The 15,713-nt window shown below is 62.1% G+C and carries 18 protein-coding genes; 9 read left to right on the top strand and 9 right to left on the bottom strand.

What is annotated here, in order from left to right; genetic code table 11:
- Positions 1 to 59 precede the first annotated feature (59 nt).
- Positions 60 to 1,076, top strand: a complete 1,017-nt coding sequence (locus tag AC1DLT_RS22185) for an NADP-dependent oxidoreductase (protein WP_477488188.1) — start codon at positions 60 to 62, stop codon at positions 1,074 to 1,076.
- 86 nt (positions 1,077 to 1,162) lie between these two features.
- Here the strand turns inward: AC1DLT_RS22185 and AC1DLT_RS22180 are convergent, their stop codons facing one another.
- The 4 genes from AC1DLT_RS22180 to AC1DLT_RS22165 all read right to left on the bottom strand — a co-directional run bounded on the left by AC1DLT_RS22180 (position 1,163) and on the right by AC1DLT_RS22165 (position 6,339).
- A complete protein-coding gene (locus AC1DLT_RS22180) occupies positions 1,163 to 2,332 on the bottom strand; it encodes an ABC transporter substrate-binding protein (protein ID WP_477488187.1) in 1,170 nt (389 codons plus the stop codon).
- A 443-nt stretch (positions 2,333 to 2,775) separates the two neighbouring features.
- Positions 2,776 to 3,846, bottom strand: a complete 1,071-nt coding sequence (repB, locus tag AC1DLT_RS22175; RefSeq protein WP_477488283.1) for a plasmid partitioning protein RepB — start codon at positions 3,844 to 3,846, stop codon at positions 2,776 to 2,778.
- A 34-nt stretch (positions 3,847 to 3,880) separates the two neighbouring features.
- Positions 3,881 to 5,146, bottom strand: coding sequence for a plasmid partitioning protein RepA (gene repA / locus AC1DLT_RS22170; protein WP_408962417.1), 1,266 nt, complete (start codon positions 5,144 to 5,146; stop codon positions 3,881 to 3,883).
- A gap of 437 nt (positions 5,147 to 5,583) precedes the next feature.
- The gene (locus AC1DLT_RS22165) at positions 5,584 to 6,339 is read right to left on the bottom strand and encodes a lysostaphin resistance A-like protein (RefSeq protein ID WP_477488186.1); all 756 of its coding nucleotides are present in this window, start codon (positions 6,337 to 6,339) and stop codon (positions 5,584 to 5,586) included.
- Between the two features lie 233 nt (positions 6,340 to 6,572).
- On the opposite strand from AC1DLT_RS22165, the gene AC1DLT_RS22160 reads away from it, so the two are divergent.
- Positions 6,573 to 6,836: a sunset domain-containing protein gene (locus AC1DLT_RS22160; protein ID WP_247138320.1), complete on the top strand. Its 264-nt coding sequence runs from the start codon at positions 6,573 to 6,575 to the stop codon at positions 6,834 to 6,836.
- A 24-nt stretch (positions 6,837 to 6,860) separates the two neighbouring features.
- On the opposite strand, the gene AC1DLT_RS22155 is transcribed toward AC1DLT_RS22160, so the two are convergent.
- Both AC1DLT_RS22155 and AC1DLT_RS22150 read right to left on the bottom strand, forming a co-directional pair.
- Entirely contained in the window at positions 6,861 to 7,109 is a 249-nt protein-coding gene (locus AC1DLT_RS22155; RefSeq protein WP_247138309.1) for a WGR domain-containing protein, read from the bottom strand.
- 85 nt (positions 7,110 to 7,194) lie between these two features.
- Complete coding sequence (locus AC1DLT_RS22150; protein WP_247138310.1) at positions 7,195 to 7,950, bottom strand: IclR family transcriptional regulator; 756 nt, start codon at positions 7,948 to 7,950, stop codon at positions 7,195 to 7,197.
- Between the two features lie 192 nt (positions 7,951 to 8,142).
- On the opposite strand from AC1DLT_RS22150, the gene AC1DLT_RS22145 reads away from it, so the two are divergent.
- From AC1DLT_RS22145 to AC1DLT_RS22120, 6 genes are all read left to right on the top strand, one after another.
- Complete coding sequence (locus tag AC1DLT_RS22145) at positions 8,143 to 8,865, top strand: 3-oxoacid CoA-transferase subunit A (protein ID WP_247138311.1); 723 nt, start codon at positions 8,143 to 8,145, stop codon at positions 8,863 to 8,865.
- Positions 8,862 to 9,551 (top strand): CoA transferase subunit B, encoded by a 690-nt coding sequence (locus tag AC1DLT_RS22140; protein ID WP_247138312.1) that lies wholly within the window; start codon positions 8,862 to 8,864, stop codon positions 9,549 to 9,551. The genes AC1DLT_RS22145 and AC1DLT_RS22140 overlap by 4 nt, the downstream gene beginning before the upstream one ends.
- 11 nt (positions 9,552 to 9,562) lie before the next feature.
- Positions 9,563 to 10,768, top strand: coding sequence for a 3-oxoadipyl-CoA thiolase (pcaF, locus tag AC1DLT_RS22135; RefSeq protein WP_247138313.1), 1,206 nt, complete (start codon positions 9,563 to 9,565; stop codon positions 10,766 to 10,768).
- 87 nt (positions 10,769 to 10,855) lie between these two features.
- A complete protein-coding gene (locus AC1DLT_RS22130) occupies positions 10,856 to 11,110 on the top strand; it encodes a type II toxin-antitoxin system HicA family toxin (RefSeq protein WP_247138314.1) in 255 nt (84 codons plus the stop codon).
- The gene (locus AC1DLT_RS22125) at positions 11,107 to 11,442 is read left to right on the top strand and encodes a type II toxin-antitoxin system HicB family antitoxin (RefSeq protein ID WP_247138315.1); all 336 of its coding nucleotides are present in this window, start codon (positions 11,107 to 11,109) and stop codon (positions 11,440 to 11,442) included. Before AC1DLT_RS22130 ends, AC1DLT_RS22125 begins: the two co-directional genes overlap by 4 nt.
- A 140-nt stretch (positions 11,443 to 11,582) precedes the next feature.
- Positions 11,583 to 12,050 (top strand): group III truncated hemoglobin, encoded by a 468-nt coding sequence (locus tag AC1DLT_RS22120; protein ID WP_477488185.1) that lies wholly within the window; start codon positions 11,583 to 11,585, stop codon positions 12,048 to 12,050.
- 21 nt (positions 12,051 to 12,071) lie between these two features.
- Here AC1DLT_RS22120 and recX read toward each other — a convergent pair whose 3' ends face one another.
- Positions 12,072 to 12,632 (bottom strand): recombination regulator RecX, encoded by a 561-nt coding sequence (gene recX / locus AC1DLT_RS22115; RefSeq protein WP_477488282.1) that lies wholly within the window; start codon positions 12,630 to 12,632, stop codon positions 12,072 to 12,074.
- A gap of 117 nt (positions 12,633 to 12,749) precedes the next feature.
- Positions 12,750 to 13,472, bottom strand: a complete 723-nt coding sequence (locus AC1DLT_RS22110; RefSeq protein WP_477488184.1) for a L,D-transpeptidase — start codon at positions 13,470 to 13,472, stop codon at positions 12,750 to 12,752.
- A 201-nt stretch (positions 13,473 to 13,673) separates the two neighbouring features.
- Here AC1DLT_RS22110 and AC1DLT_RS22105 point away from each other — a divergent pair, with 201 nt between their 5' ends.
- On the top strand, positions 13,674 to 14,060 hold the full coding sequence (locus AC1DLT_RS22105; protein WP_477488183.1) for a hypothetical protein: 387 nt from the start codon (positions 13,674 to 13,676) through the stop codon (positions 14,058 to 14,060).
- 15 nt (positions 14,061 to 14,075) lie between these two features.
- On the opposite strand, the gene AC1DLT_RS22100 is transcribed toward AC1DLT_RS22105, so the two are convergent.
- On the bottom strand, positions 14,076 to 15,605 hold the full coding sequence (locus AC1DLT_RS22100) for a S10 family peptidase (protein ID WP_477488281.1): 1,530 nt from the start codon (positions 15,603 to 15,605) through the stop codon (positions 14,076 to 14,078).
- Between the last annotated feature and the right edge of the window lie 108 nt (positions 15,606 to 15,713).

Raw genomic sequence — 15,713 nt, 5'->3', positions numbered from 1 at the left:
GATATAAAGCGGAACAGTGCTCCGCATTAGTTAGCACACCTGCCGCGACGGAGAAAGCGATGTCGACCAAAACAATGAAAGCCATCCGGATTCACGAATACGGCGGCCCTGAAGTGCTGCGCTATGAGGATGCGCCGAAGCCGGAATTGAAGCCGGGGGAAGTCCTCGTTCGCGTCCATGCCATTGGGATCAACCCGCCCGACTGGTATCTGCGCGATGGCTACAAGGCGCTTCCTCCCGAATGGCGGCCGCAGGTGCCTTTCCCGATCATCCTCGGCACGGATGTGTCCGGCGTTGTCGAGGCGGTGGCTGATGACGTCAGGGGTTTTTCCGTCGGAGACGACGTCTACTCCATGGTCCGCTTTTTCAGCGTCGGGGAAAGCCGGGCCTATGCCGAATATGTCAGCGTGCCGGCGTCGGAACTTGCGCTCAAGCCCGCCGGCATCGATCATGCGCATGCCGCCGGAGCGCCGATGTCGCTGCTGACAGCGTGGCAGTTCATGATCTCGCTGGGGCACGATGAACCGAACCCGCTTCAGCCGCATAGACATCAGCCGGTGCCGCTCGAGGGCAAGACCGTCCTCGTCAACGGCGCGGCAGGCGGCGTCGGGCACTTCGCGGTGCAGGTGGCGAAACTGAAAGGTGCGCATGTCATCGCCGTGGCATCGGGCAAGCATGAGGCGCTGTTACGGGAACTCGGTGCCGATGAATTCATCGATTACACAAAAATGCCGCCCGAGGAGGTTGCGCATGACATCGATCTTGTCGTCGACGCCCTCGGCGGGCCGACCACCGGCCGTTTCCTGCGCACGCTGAAGCGCGGCGGTGCGTTGTTCCCGGTCTACCCATTAGGCTTTTCCGATGCCGAGGAGGCCGAAAAGCTCGGCGTCATGGTCTCGGCCACCCAGGTCCGTTCGAGCGGAGCCCAACTGACAGAAATCGCGCGCTTGCTCGATGACGGGACGATCCGCGTCGTCCTCGATAGCACCTATCCGCTCGCCGACACCCGCAAGGCCCATGAACGAGCCGCCAGGGGGCATATCCAGGGTAAGATCGTGCTCACGGTCGGCGCGTGACTACGAAACCGTAAACGCATCCCCTATTCCAAACGAAAATGGCGGGCCGAAGCCCGCCATTCCTGTCTGAGTGAGATCAATCCGCCTTACTTGGCGTTCGGGTCCTTGATCTTCGGGAAGGTCGCGAACTCGACGTTGTAGAGTTCGCCGTTCACTTCCTTGACTTCGCGCATGTAGATGTCCTGGACGATGTCGCGGGTGGCCGGATCGATGGTGATCGGGCCGCGCGGGCTTACCCAGGTGGCACCCTTCATGGCTTCGATCAGCTTGGTGCCGTCGGTATCGCCATTGGTCTTCTTCAGCGCCATATAGGCGAGCGTCATGGCGTCATACCCGCCGACGCCCATGAAGTTCGGGCGCATGTTGTTGCTGGCCTTCTTCACCTGGGCGACGAAAGCCTTGTTTTCCGGGCTGTCGTGCAGGGTCGAGTAGAAATGGCCGGTGATCACGCCCTTGGCGGCCGGACCCATGCCGTTCAGCAGGTCGTCGTCGGTGACGTCGCCGGTGGCGATCAGCTTGATGCCGGCATCGGCCAGACCGCGGTCGACATACTGCTTCATGAACTGCGCACCGATGYCGGCCGGCACGAAGGCAAACACCGCGTCGGGCTTGGCGTCACGGACGCGCTGCAGGAAGGGGGCGAAATCCGGGTTCGCCAGCGGAACGCGGATCGCCTCGACGATCGTGCCGCCTTCCTTCTTGAACTGGTTGGTGAAGCCCTGCTCGATATCGATCCCCGGACCGTAATCGGAGACCAGCGTCACGACCTTCTTCAGGTTGTTCTGCACCGCCCAGGTGGCGACCGGAACGGCGGACTGCGGGCCGCCCATCGAGGTGCGGACGTAATATTGCGACTGCGGCATGATCGCCGAGGTCGTTGCCGAGGTGATGATCGCCGGGATCTTCGCCTGGTTGAGAACCGGCGCAACCGACATGGCAAGCGGCGTCAGGCCAAAGCCCATCAGCATCTTGGCGCCGTCATTGACGACGAGTTCCTGGGCGATGCGGCGGGTCTGGTCGGCAACACCGCCGTCGTCGCGCAGCACGACCTCGATCTTCTTGCCGGCGACCGTATCGCCATTCAGCGCCATATAGGCCTTGACGCCCGCTTCGACCTGGCGGCCGGTGGATGCGAACGGGCCGGTCATCGGCAGGATGAGGCCGATCTTGACCGTTTCCTGCGCGGATGCCGGAATGGCAACGAGACCGCCCATGGCGAGACCTGCCGCAGCCATCAATGTTCTTCTGGTAATCATTCTCTTTCCTCCTCTAGACGACCTGTTCTCAAAGCTCCTCGTGACAGGCCGCGTCCTCCTTGCGGCCCCCAGCCCATCACAGCCTGTGGGATATATCGGGGACATTGGAACCAACAGTCAACGGGTGACGATAGCCTCAAATCCCACTCGCTTCCGTTTTCGTTAACCGGACAACCCGGCCAGACATTCCAGCCGCATTCCAGGGCTACTTTACGGATTCATGTATACAATTTCGCCTTTAACAGCGTTTCTCGCGGAAAACGGCTCCTCAAATCGATCGGCGCCGATCAAAATTTGCGCGCCTGAAGAAAACCCGCATGAAAAACGGAATTCCCCACTCGGCCAGGAAAGTCGCCGGCCAGCCCTATTTCCTCCATACCCTTATACTAGCAATAGGTCTGTATACATTGCCTGTCAATATTAGCCTTTAGCGTGACGAGACATCAGGCCTTGTCGGCTGAACGATCCGCGACAAACTGCTCGTAACGTTCAGCCAGCAATGCCGCCGCCTCGTCGATGAACGCGGCGTCGACATCCGGCGAAAACTCGATGCGCCGAACCTTGCCGTCGCGCCGGATGCGCGCGAAAACCTTGCCGCTCCCGTCCTTAAGCTCTTTCGGCTTCGGCGTCTCCGGCTTGATCCGGCGCAACAGCCGGTCGAAGAGGAACTGGAAGCGCTGATCGCTGCCGGCCGCCTGGAACCGCTGGAAATGGATCTCGTCATGGGCGGCGTTCTGGGCAGCGCCCGATTGCAGCATTTCGCCGAGCTTCATCCACCGGTCACGGCCGGCCTTCGGTGCCGGGCCGATGATGCGGATGAAGTTTTCCGGAATGCCGTCCACCACCTGCATCAGGCGCGACAATTCGCTCTTCTGCACCGCGAGCGCATCGCCGATCACCTTGCGGTCGAAACCCCGGCTTGCGAGGTTTTTGGCAAACAATCCGCGCTCGATGAAGGTGAGGTTGCGGCGTTCGGCATTTTCCTTGCCCTGCGCCAGCACCAGCTCGTCGTCGGACAGCGGCCGGATGATCGCCTTGACCTCGATCCCCAGGCGAGCGGCGGCGCGCACGCGGCGGTGGCCGTAGGCGGTCTGGTAACGGCCGTTCTTGTCCGGATGCGGGCGCAGAAGCACCGGCACCTGCTGACCGCTTTCGCGGATGCTGTCGATCAGCGCTGCGAAATCCTCGTCATCGCGATCGTCGAGCCGCAGCCGATCCTCGATGAAGGAGGAATCGATCTTGTCCGGATGGACATTGACGACGCGTTCGCCGTCACTGAGCGCCTGGCGCAGCGCCCGCGCCTCATCCGCATCGCGGGTCATGGTGCCAAGCGACAGGCCCATCGCCTTGACGGCCCCGGATGCGCTGCGGGGCGGCGGCGCCCCCTCCCCCGCCGCAACCGCGCCGGTTTCGGCTTCGGGCATGGATTTGGTTTCAGGCGCACGGGCCGGCTCGCTCGGTGCAAGTCCTCCCGCAAACAGCGCCCTCAACTCGTTCTTGCGGCTTCCAGCCATCGTCATCGCCTTCTCTTGATGTCCTGCTTGCGCCTCACCATCCCCAGGCGGAGTGGATCAGCGCCTCGACCTCGCCGTTGACGGCATTCATTGCTTCGACGGCCCGGTCATAAGTGGTGCGGGTGAAATTCTCGCGGCCGACCTCGTAGAGCGTCTGTTTGGTGAGGCCGGCATCCGATACCGCTGTCGATTTCAGCATCGGCGCGGTCAGCACCCGTTCGCCGAACAGCGAACGCATGAAACCGACGATCTGCGCCTGCGGCCCGTCGTTCGGCTCGAACCGGGTGACGAGATAGCGCAGGAAATCGAAATTCAGGGTGCCGCCCGCCTCGCGCACCACCGACAGCAGGTCGGAGGTCATGAACAGGAACTGGTTCATCGACGCGACGTCGAGCATCTGCGGATGCACGGTGACGACGACCGAGGTGGAGGCGCAGAGCGCCGACAGCGTCAGGTAACCGAGCTGCGGCGGGCAGTCGATCACCACCACGTCGTAATCGGCCTCGACCGTCTGGATGGCCGCCTGGATGCGGGCGAAGAACAGCGGCCCGGCGTCCTGGCCTTCCTGCCGGCGTGCCAGCGCCTGCGGCGTCACATGCTCGAATTCCTGCAGTTCGATATTGCCGGGGATGATATCGACGCCCGGGAAATAGGTGCCGCGGATGATGTCCGAAAGCGGACGCTGCTCGGCATCGTAGCGGATTGCGCCGTAAAGCGTGTCGTTGCCGGTGAGATCCAGCTCCGGCTGATAACCGAACAGTGCAGAGAGCGAAGCCTGCGGATCGAGATCGATCGCCAGCACCCGGTGGCCGGTCAGGCCGAGATATTGCGCCAGATGCACGGCGGACGTGGTCTTGCCGGAACCGCCCTTGAAATTGGTGACCGAGATGACCTGCAGATGTTCGCCGCGGGCGCCGTCGCGATGCGGCAGGTAGGAACGCGCCTTGGCATGGTTGCCTTTGGCGAGCGCCTGGTCGGCGAGGTAGTGGCGGAGCGCATTGATGTCGGCGAGCGAATAGAAGCGCCGTCCGCCGGCACCGGTTTCCGGCTGGGGCCCCTCCCCTGCCAAAGAAAGCTGGCGCAGGTAACCGTCGGAGACGCCGATCAGCTTGGCGGCCTCGCCGGAAGAAAAGGCTCTCAGCGTTTTCATCGAGGCCGGCGGGAAAAGCCGCTCGCGCATCGCCTTCAGCTGCTCGGACAGCGCCCGCGCATCCCTGGCGATCGCCTCGTCGGCGAGCATCCGCGGCTTGGCCGCGACGTCCGCGCTGAGAGCGCCCGATTTTTTCGCCGATACCGCCATGGGTTCTTCCTCATTCGTGCCGACCATGCCCTGCTCCTTTTTGGACCACCGGAGACAGGATAGGCCTCCGATGTGAAGCCGGGTTGACCGGGCATCGATTCTTTTGCCGATTTCTACGGTAGGCGACCGAATTAACAGGCTGAGCGCCCGGTTACGCTTAAACGGAAATTCTTCGCCTCCTGCCGTTACCAACGTGGGCGACACGGCGATTCGCGTCAAGGATTTTTTGGTTAACAAGACATTAAGCGTGGTCATCCGTCGTTTTCCCCGGCATTTGCTGGGTGCAAGCATAACCTGCCGGAAACGGGCGGGGACGAAACTATTTCATCGCTCGTGCTCTCAAATTCAGGGCAATAACATCAGTGATTATTCTCAACCCATCATCAAGTTGACAGCTGTCAACTGCCGATCGCCTTCGGATATCTTGCGGCCGTTCGTCAACCAGCTGCGACATCCGGCATGGCCGCAAGAGCCTTCTTCCGCAGCAGGAACAGCCCATAGATCGGAAGGGGAATGACGAGGGCGATGAAGAGCAGTTGGCTCCAGAACACGCCCTCCCCGCTCAACCTCAGCAGCGTGAGGCAATAGCTCCAAACCGCATGCAGCAGGATGCCGGGATAAAGCGAGCCGGTTCTGACGCGGATTGCCGAGAACAGAATGCTCAGCAGGAAGCCGAGGATCGTATCGGCAGCCCCTTGTTCCCAGGCGCCGTACCAGATCCAGACGGGGAACCAGGCGATGCCGGCGAAAATGCTCGATATCCACGTCGTCTTGAGGGCCGAATAGCGGGATCGCAATCCCGCAAACAGGATGCCCCGGAACATCAGTTCCTGCGAGGCCGCTCCAAGCGTCGTCGAGACAAGCAGCGAGGATGCCAGCGCGATCGAGGGAAGGCCGGACCAGGCCGCCAGCAGCAGGAAGCAGACGGCATAAAGACCTGGCAGCCATGCCAGCAGCAGCGAACGCCCGGAAATCGGCGCGGTGAGGCCGACTTCCCGGCTGTCGAACAGAGCCGACATGCCGATCAGGAAAATGACGGCGTAGAGCAATGCCTTCGGAATGGAAATGCCGCCGAGATCGAAGGAAGGCTCACCGACAAGCGCCAGAAGCGCACCTGCAAGCCACCCGATCAGCGCCCAGCCGAACAGGATCAAAAGCGACAGCCTCAAACGGTTACCGGTTATGCGCTTCATGATCCCTCCCCAGGGCAGGCGTCCCCTGACGCTTCGGTTAGACCATCAATCGCCGGCAACGGCCATAGAGGCTCACCCGCCATCCCCAAGGATCATGCGGAGGCGAGTTGACAGCTGTCAACCCGTTGCTCGAGGACGTCTGTCGAGATGCAACGTCACGTCTCAGCCCTCAATTGCTAAAACTCGAGCGACCAGGGAAAGAGGATATAAGAACCGGGCCGCTATATTCGGCCATGAGCAAATTTCCGCTTCTGGTAGTCGCCGCCTCACTCGCCGCTTTCACCACGACTGGCGGCTACGCAATTGCGCCCCGCGAGTGGTACGACCCCGCCTGCAACATCAAAGGTAATGTCTCCATCAACTCCCGGGAACGAATCTTTCATGTTCCCGGACAGCTGGATTACAACGCCACTATTATTAGCAGGCAATACGGAGAGCGATGGTTCTGCAGCGAAGATGAGGCACTGTCTGCGGGCTGGCGCAAGGCTACCCGCTAAAGGGTGGACTCGAGTTGACAGCTGTCAACCTGGCTCCGCCGGCTGCCGATAACCGCGCCGCACCTTGCTGCGGACAAGCGCGACCAGCCGGCGTTCCGCCTCCTGCCGCGAGCCGAACAGATCGATGCGGAAACGGCCTTTGGTACCGATACGGCCCCAGTTGCGGGTGAGCGCCGCCCCCTCGAAAAGATCGGGTTCGACCGTAAGCACGTAGAAGCGGGCCATGTTGCGGGCGGGGTCGCGCCGGGTGAGGAGAAGCGGTTCGCTGGTCATGCCAGCAGAATCGCAAGTCCGGATTCTGCCGTCCAACGACATGATTGAATCGATCCGGCCTCATCGATTCACGGCGCTGATGGGTTCAGCGCAGCAGCGATTTCAAAAGCCTTGCGACGCCCTTCAGCGGCTCCAGATACTGGTCCGCCATTTCGGCGGCGGGGACGCTTGCTGCCGGCGCACCGATATTGATTGCGGCGACCACCCGGCCGCGGTCGTTTTCCAGCGGTACCGCAATCGAACAGAGGCCGAGTTCGAGTTCCTGATCGATGACGGCAAAACCCTGTTCGCGGACGCGGGCAAGCTCCTCCATCAGCCGGACAGGATCGGTGAGTGTGCGGGGCGTGAAGGATTTGAGGTTGCTCTGTTTCAGGAGCGCCAGGCTTTCGCTATCGGGCATGGCCGCCAGCAGGACGCGGCCCATCGAGGCGCAATAGGCGGGAAGGCGGCTGCCGGGCATCAGGTTGATCGACATCACCCGCTTCTGCGAGGCGCGGGCGATATAAACGACTTCGGTGCCATCGAGCACGCTTGCGGATGCGCTCTGATGGACCTCCTCGGCAAGCTTGTCGAGAAAAGGCTGGACGATGTGGGGCAGGGGGGTGGCGGAGAGATAGGCATGGCCGAGCCGCAAAATCTTCGGCGTCAGCACGAAGAATTTTCCGTCATAATCGGCATAACCGAGTTCGGCCAAGGTGAGCAGGCAGCGGCGGGCCGTCGCCCGGTCGAGCCCGGTCGCCTTCGCCACATCGGCGATCGCCAGCCGCGGCGTCGTCTCGCCAAAAGCCTCAATGACCTTCAGGCCTCGCGCGAATCCGCTGACGAAATCCGTTTCCTGCATGGTTTCTCCCTGAACCTTGTCGAGGCAATGCAAAGCAACTGCGTCCGCATAACCAGTTCACGCAGTATGTGCGATATACGAACAAAGATCAATTATCGCACATATTCCTTGCTGTCCATCCCGCGCTGATCTATCTCTTGCCCCCGAGCACGGCGGTCACCTCCGCCGAGTATAGCGAAGGAGATATCCCGTATGGACAAGACAATCGGGAGCACGGCGGAAGCCGTCTCCGAGATCGGTGATGGCGCGACCATCATGATCGGCGGTTTTGGCGGATCAGGGGCGCCGATCGAGCTGATCCACGCCCTGATCGACAAGGGTATCAAGGACGTGACCGTCATCAACAACAATGCCGGCAACGGCCGCATCGGCATTGCCGCGATGATCGACGCGGGCATGGTCAGAAAGATGATCTGCTCGTTTCCGAAGTCGTCGGATCCGCGCGCCTTCACCGACCGTTATCTCGCGGGCCAGATCGAGCTTGAACTGGTGCCCCAGGGCACGCTTGCCGAGCGCATCCGCGCCGGCGGCGCCGGCATCCCGGCCTTCTACACGCCGACCGCCTACGGCACCGAACTTGCCAACGGCAAGGTGATCGCCGAGTTCGACGGCCGCCATTATGTCCAGGAACGCTGGCTGAAGGCGGATTTCGCCATCGTCAAGGCGCAGCTCGGCGATCCACTGGGCAACCTCACCTACAACAAGGCCGGCCGCAACTTTAATCCGCTGATGTGCATGGCCGCCGCCAAGACGATCGTGCAGGTGTCGAAGATCGTGCCCCCAGGCGGCATCGATCCCGAGCACGTCGTGACGCCCGGCATCTTCATAGACCGCGTCGTCGAGGTCGCCAACCCGCAGCAGGAAGAAGAGCTCATCCGAGCCGGAGTGGCCTACGCCCCAGGAGCCCAGGCATGACCATCGATACGCGCGAAGACATCAAGCTTTCCAACGCCCAGATCGCCTGGCGCGCCGCCCAGGACATAAAGGATGGCGCCTATGTGAACCTCGGCATCGGTTTTCCGGAAATGGTCGCCCGCTACCAGCCGCCGGGCCGCGAGGCGATCTTCCACACCGAAAACGGCATCCTCAACTTCGGCGAAGCGCCCGCCGAAGGCGAGGAGGACTGGGACCTGATCAACGCCGGCAAGAAGGCCGTGACGCTGAAGCCGGGCGCCGCCTTCTTCCACCATGCCGACAGCTTTGCCATGGTGCGCGGCGGCCATCTCGACGTTGCGATATTGGGCGCGCTGCAGGTGGCCCAGAACGGCGACCTCGCCAACTGGCGGGTCGGCTCCAAGGGCGTACCGGCCGTCGGCGGCGCCATGGACCTCGTGCACGGCGCCAAGCAGGTCTGCGTCATCACCGAACACGTCACCAAGAACGGCGATCCGAAATTAGTTGAAGCATGTACCTTTCCGCTGACCGGCGTTGCCTGTATCACTCGGGTCTATACGAGCCATGCCGTCGTCGACATCGTCGAAAAGCATTTCGTCCTGCGCGAAAAGCTGGCCGGCATGACAGTCGAGGAACTGCAGGCCATGACCGGCGCGCGCCTCCATATCGATGGACCCGTCGCCGATCTCGTCGTGCCGAAACTGTGAGAGAGAAGATCATGACCGAAGCCTATATCTGCGATTATATCCGCACCCCGATCGGCCGTTTCGGCGGCTCGCTCTCCGCCGTCCGCGCCGACGACCTTGGCGCTATCCCCTTGAAAGCGTTGATGGAACGTAACGCGTCCGTCGATTGGGAAGCGGTTGCCGATGTCATCTACGGCTGCGCCAACCAGGCCGGCGAAGACAACCGCAACGTCGCGCGCATGTCGGCGCTGCTTGCCGGTCTGCCGGTCTCGCTCGGCGGCACGACCATGAACCGGCTGTGCGGTTCGGGCATGGATGCGGTCATCACCGCTGCCCGCGCCATCAAGGCGGGCGAGGCCGAACTGATGATCGCCGGCGGCGTCGAAAGCATGTCCAGAGCGCCCTTCGTGATGCCGAAGGCCGATACCGCGTTCTCGCGCAATGCCGAGATCTACGACACCACGATCGGCTGGCGTTTCGTCAACCCGCTGATGAAAAAGCAGTATGGCGTCGATTCCATGCCGGAAACCGGCGACAACGTGGCGATCGACTACAAGGTTTCCCGCGAGGACCAGGATGCGTTTGCGGTCCGCAGCCAGGCGAAAGCCTCGGCAGCCCAGGAGAACGGCCGCCTCGCCAAGGAAATCACCTCGGTGACCATCCCGCAGCGGAAGGGCGATCCGGTGGTTGTTGCGAAGGACGAACATCCTCGCGCGACCAATATCGAAGCGCTCGCCAAGCTCCGGGTATTGAACAAGATCGAGGGTGCGACGGTGACCGCCGGCAACGCGTCGGGCGTCAACGACGGCGCAGCGGCCCTGATCATCGCTTCGGAAGCGGCGGCGAAGAAATACGGCTTGACCCCGATCGCCCGCATCATGGGCGGCGCCACCGCCGGCGTTCCACCGCGCATCATGGGCATCGGCCCGGCGCCAGCCACCCAGAAGCTTTGCGCGCGTCTCGGCATCTCGCCGAAGGATTTCGACGTGATCGAACTCAACGAAGCCTTCGCAAGCCAGGGCATCGCGGTCCTGCGCGAACTCGGCCTGCAGGAAGACGCCGAATATATCAATCCGAACGGCGGCGCGATCGCGCTTGGCCACCCCCTCGGCATGTCCGGCGCCCGCATCTCCGGCACCGCAGCGCTCGAACTGTCGCTCCGCAAGGGCCGTTACGCGCTTGCGACGATGTGCATCGGCGTCGGGCAGGGGATCGCGGTGGCGCTGGAGCGCGTCTGATACCCGTTTCCCATTCGCTGTCATGGATCGAGACTGGCGTTGTTGCTGGCCTCTTTATTTTGGTACTATATAGTGGTACCAATCAGCATGAAGAAACGCCATCGCGTCACGCTTGAGCTGATCTATGCAAGGCCCGCGAGCGGTTCGATCCGATGGGTGGATATCGAGGCCATGTTCGTAGCGCTTGGTGCGGACGTGACCGAGCGGGAGGGATCCCGCATTGGCGTCGTGCTGTTCGGCGAGGTCAGGGTATTTCATCGCCCACATCCATCGCCCGATACGGACAAGGGCGCGGTCGCCAGCATTCGAAAATGGCTTGAAAGCCATGGAGTGAAACCATGAGGAACGTCATCGAAATCGAAGGCCACAAAGCGGTTGTCTCACTTGATCCGGAGATCGGCATGTTTCGCGGGGAATTCCTCGGCCTGAATGGCGGCGCCGACTTCTACTCCGACAGTCTCGATGGCCTGATGGCGGAGGGTCAAAAGTCGCTCCAGACCTTCCTTGAAATCTGCAAGGAAAAGGGGATTGAGCCTTTTCGCTCGTTTTCGGGACGATTCAACGTCCGGCTCGATCCGCGCACTCATGAAGCGGCCGTCATCGCCGCTACCGCCAACGATCAAAGTCTCAACGAATGGCTTGCCGAGACAATCGCGACCGCAGCACGGTCGTAGTGGCACCGCTCACGCAAGTTTGACATTGCCGCCCATTTTCATCTGACACATCGTCGCAACCGGACGCCAGGCCTTGGGTCCCGCATCCGCAGGGCCTATATAAGACGGGCCGCAAATGCGGCGGAACCCAAGGTTTTGAGATGAGTGACGAATTGCAGGGGCGCGCAGCGCATATCGCGGCCATCCGTGACCGCGCAGAAGCGGAAATGAAGGCGATCGGCGTCGATGATGCCTTCATCGACACGCTGGTCGACACCTTTTATGGCCGCATACTGGCGCATCCGGAACTGGGACCCGTATTCGACGCGCGGCTCTCCGGACGCTGGCCGGAGCATATGGCGAAAATGAAGAGCTTCTGGTCCTCCGTCGCCTTTCGCAATGGTGCCTATGGCGGAAAGCCGGTCCAGGCGCATGCAGGCGTCGCCAACATGACGGCGGAGCTTTTCCCGAAATGGCTGGAGCTGTTTGCCGCGACGCTGGACGACATGGCTCCGAGCCCCGAGGCGAAAGCCTGGTTCATGGCAACGGCCGAGCGCATCGCAAAAAGCCTGACGCTGTCGCTCTTCTACAATCCGGCGCTGGACGACCCGGCGCTCAAGCAGGCCTGACGGCCGGCGGCGCCCTGGCGCCTAGAGGTCGCGGCCCGCATCCAGCGCCTCCTCGACCTCGTCGAGCGACATCTCGAAGATTTTCTTGCCGATATCGAAGCTGAAACCCGCCCGGGCGAAGGCAGAAAACTCCTTCGCCTTGCGTTTTTCGTCGAGCTCGCCCCTGCGGAACGGCCCGAAGGCGCGTTTGCGGGCCAGGATGAGGGCCGCGTGGAAATCATCCGCCTCGGCAATCGCGGCCATAACCGTGCTGCTCGCCACGCCCTTCTGCGACAGTTTCTGGGCAATGGCCCGTCTGGACCTGCCGCCGCGCATGCCCGAGCGAGTGCTCATCTCGGCAAAGGCGGCATCATCCAGTGCCTTGTTGTCATAGGCGAATTTCACCGCGAATTCGGCCAGCGCCCTGACCTGGACCTCGCCGATATCCTCGAATTTCTCACGTGCCTTGCGCGCTATGGCGTCGAAAAGCTGCTTCTCCGTGTGCATGCGCCGGTTTATGCGATAGATCGTCGAATTGCGCGCCCATGACAGCATGCGCGGCGTCGGCGCATCGGATTGCTGCGTCTCGTCGTCTAGATCCAGTTCAGGCCTCCAGCACTGTTTTGACCGCTTCGCGTAGTGCGGCTTGGCTGCTTACACCAGGTAGGCCCGGCGAAACAACATCACCGGACATTCCGGTGAGGCCGGTGGAGGGCCGTTTCAGACCGTGGGCACCGTTTTCAGCACATCCTGATGCACGACGATCCGGGCGTGGTAGGGGACGCGCGCATAGAGATCCATGACGTCCTGGTTGACCAGGCGCACGCAGCCCGACGACGAGGCCTTGCCGATGGAAGCCCATTCCGGCGAGCCATGCAGGCGGTAGAGCGTATCCTGGTCGTTCTGGAAGATGTAGAGCGCCCGCGCACCGAGCGGGTTCTTGACGCCCGGATCCATGCCGCCGTTCTCGATGGAGAACTTCTTGAGGCTCGGCTGGCGCGCGACCATCTCGTTCGGCGGTTTCCAGCGCGGCCAGGGCTGGCGCCAGTGAATGACGCCTTCGCCCTGCCAGGCAAAACCGTCCTTGCCGATGCCGACGCCGTAACGCATCGCCGTGCCGCCGGGCTCCACCACGTAGAGAAAACGGCCGGGCGTATCGACGACCACGGTGCCCGGCAGTTCGCCGGTCGGATCGACCACGCGCTGGCGATAATATTTCGGGTCGATCTGCTTGTAGGGGATCGCCGGCAGGAGATGGCCGCCGTCCTCGAGGGCGGCGTATCGGGCCTGCAATTCAGCGTCGCTCGGAGGCTCGATCGGGCGGCGGGCCATTTCCGGAACTGGCGCTCGCTCAGCGGTGGTGGCGCAGCCGGCAAGCGTCGCGGTCATCGAGACGGAGCCTATCACAAAGGCGCGCCTCGACATCTGGTATTCGCTGGTCATGGACCGAAAAATCTTTCTGAAAATCAACCTACGTGAGCTAGTAGCGGTTTCCGGCTAAGCGCGGCAAGGCACGACGCATTCACATCACGGTGACCTTTCCGTCATCGGCCAAGAACCCGTGGTTCAGCTAAAATTCGAGCTGTTTCGGGAACGTCACCTTCATCGCCTGCATGGCAAGAAGCTGCAACCGGAGGTTAATTCATGCGCAAATCGTTCAAGCCGATCACCCTCGCCGCCGTGCTGTTCGTGTCGGCGCTCCCAGCCTGGTCTCAGTCGACTTACATGCCCCCGAATCTTCCGCAGCGACCCGGGCGGGAACCGTCGCCCGAAGGTTACATCAACCTCCAATCGAATATCAGCCTTGGTCTGCCTTATAACGATGGAGCGCCGGTGGAGCCCCAGATCGAAACGGCGCAACGGATGATCTACACCCTTGCCGCGAAACAATGCGAACTCGTGGTCGCGACGATCGCCAGCGACTGTAAGATCAGCAATCTCAGCAACAACGTCAATTCGCAGCGCCTTCAGCGCGACAATGCGCAGATCATGGTGACGGCTCAGATCACCATGATCGTGAAGCTGAAATGACGGAACGAGCGCTCGTCAATCCGTCGCCTTGGCCTCGTAAAACGCCCTGACGTCCCCTGCAAAACTCCTGCGCGAATCCGGCCTGGTATAGAACATGTGCCCGCCGCGATAGACCTTGAGTTCGGCGCGGCCGGCAGCAAGTTCAGGCGGCAGGTGGTCGATGACGTAGCGGCTGGCGCCGTAAGGCGTCAGGGCATCGCTGTAGCCGTGGGCGATCATCAGCTTGAAGGATGGGATGACCGAAAGCAAGTCGCGGATATCGGTGCTGGCGCTGGCGAGCGAGCGCGAATCTCCGCCACGGCTGCCGTTCCACTCCCAGCGCCGGTTCACTTCCTCGTTCAGCAGCGAATAGGTCATTTCGGTCGCAAAACCGAGTTCGTTGCGGGCATAGGCGGCAAACGCGGCGCCATAGGCGCGTGTGTAACCTTCGAGGATCGGGTCGTCATTGCGGGTGACGGCATCTTCCGGATAGGCATCCGGCACCGCGTAGGCTGCGTCATAAGGGCTGACGATCTTTCCCGGTCCGCCCATCTGCTTGGCATAGATATCGCCGACGAAACCGCGGGTGCGGGCAACGATGTCCTTCGGAATGCCGGTGAGTTCGGAAACCCGGCCATAGAGCGTATCGGCCGCCTGGCCGGTGGGGGAGGGGCCGGCAAGCCCGACGAGATAGTCACCGATGGCGAAACGTTCGGCATCGGCAAGCTTTTCCGGCGTGAACTGGTTGCGGCGCTCCATCTCGGCTGCGGCGAGCGAGGGAAGCTGTAGCGCTGCACTCAAGGGATCGTCCGAATTGGCAAGGAAACGGCCTTCCACCAGTGGCGACAGCATGATGATGCCCGAAGCCAGCATCCCCTGACTGTTCTTCAGAGACACGGCGACCTTGGCGGCGCGAAAACCGCCATAACTCTCGCCGAGCAGGTATTTCGGCGCATCGAGCCGGTTGTTCTTCTGGACGTAGAGCGTGATCGCCTTCGAGAGGCTGTCGGCATCCTGCCGCACGCCGTAATAACCGCCGGCCGCGTCGTTGCTGGCGGCGCGGCTCCAGCCGGTACCGACCGGATCGATCAGCACGAGATCGGTGAACGCTAGCCAGCTTTCGGGATTGTCCTTCAGCCGGGGCGTCGTGCCGTTGTCGCCGCTTGCGCCGAATTCCAGGATTTTCGGACCGACCAGGCCGAGATGCAGATAGGCGGAGGCAGCGCCCGGACCGCCGTTGAAGGCGAAGGTGAGCGGTCGGCCCGACGTTCTGTTCTTCGCGATATAGGCGGTATAGAAGATTTTCGCCGAGCGGTTGCCGTCCTGGCCGAAGAGATCGAGCGTGCCGGCCGTCGCGGTATAGGGGAGATCGCCGGAAGGCGCCTTGAAGACATGTTCGGTGGTGGAATCGGCCGGAATCAGGCTGAATATGCCACCACCGACACTCTGCTCCGTCTGGCGCCCCCGCTCGCGGTTCTCGTCACCGCCGCGCGGCTGCTGCGCCCAGGACGGGCCCGAAAGCACCGGCGCTGAAAGGGCAAGGACTACGGCGAGAGATGCAATCATCCGATGGAACGTCAAACTGAAATCCTCCTTGGCCAGCCGCACCCTATGTAGGGCGGCGCGCCGATCCGCAAAATTCAACTCCTATTGATCGACCGGGACAGGGGCCTC

Source organism: Neorhizobium sp. 05N33, from assembly GCF_056397445.1.
Note: the sequence above shows the minus strand (reverse complement) of the source record. Positions and strands in the feature narration are given on the sequence as shown.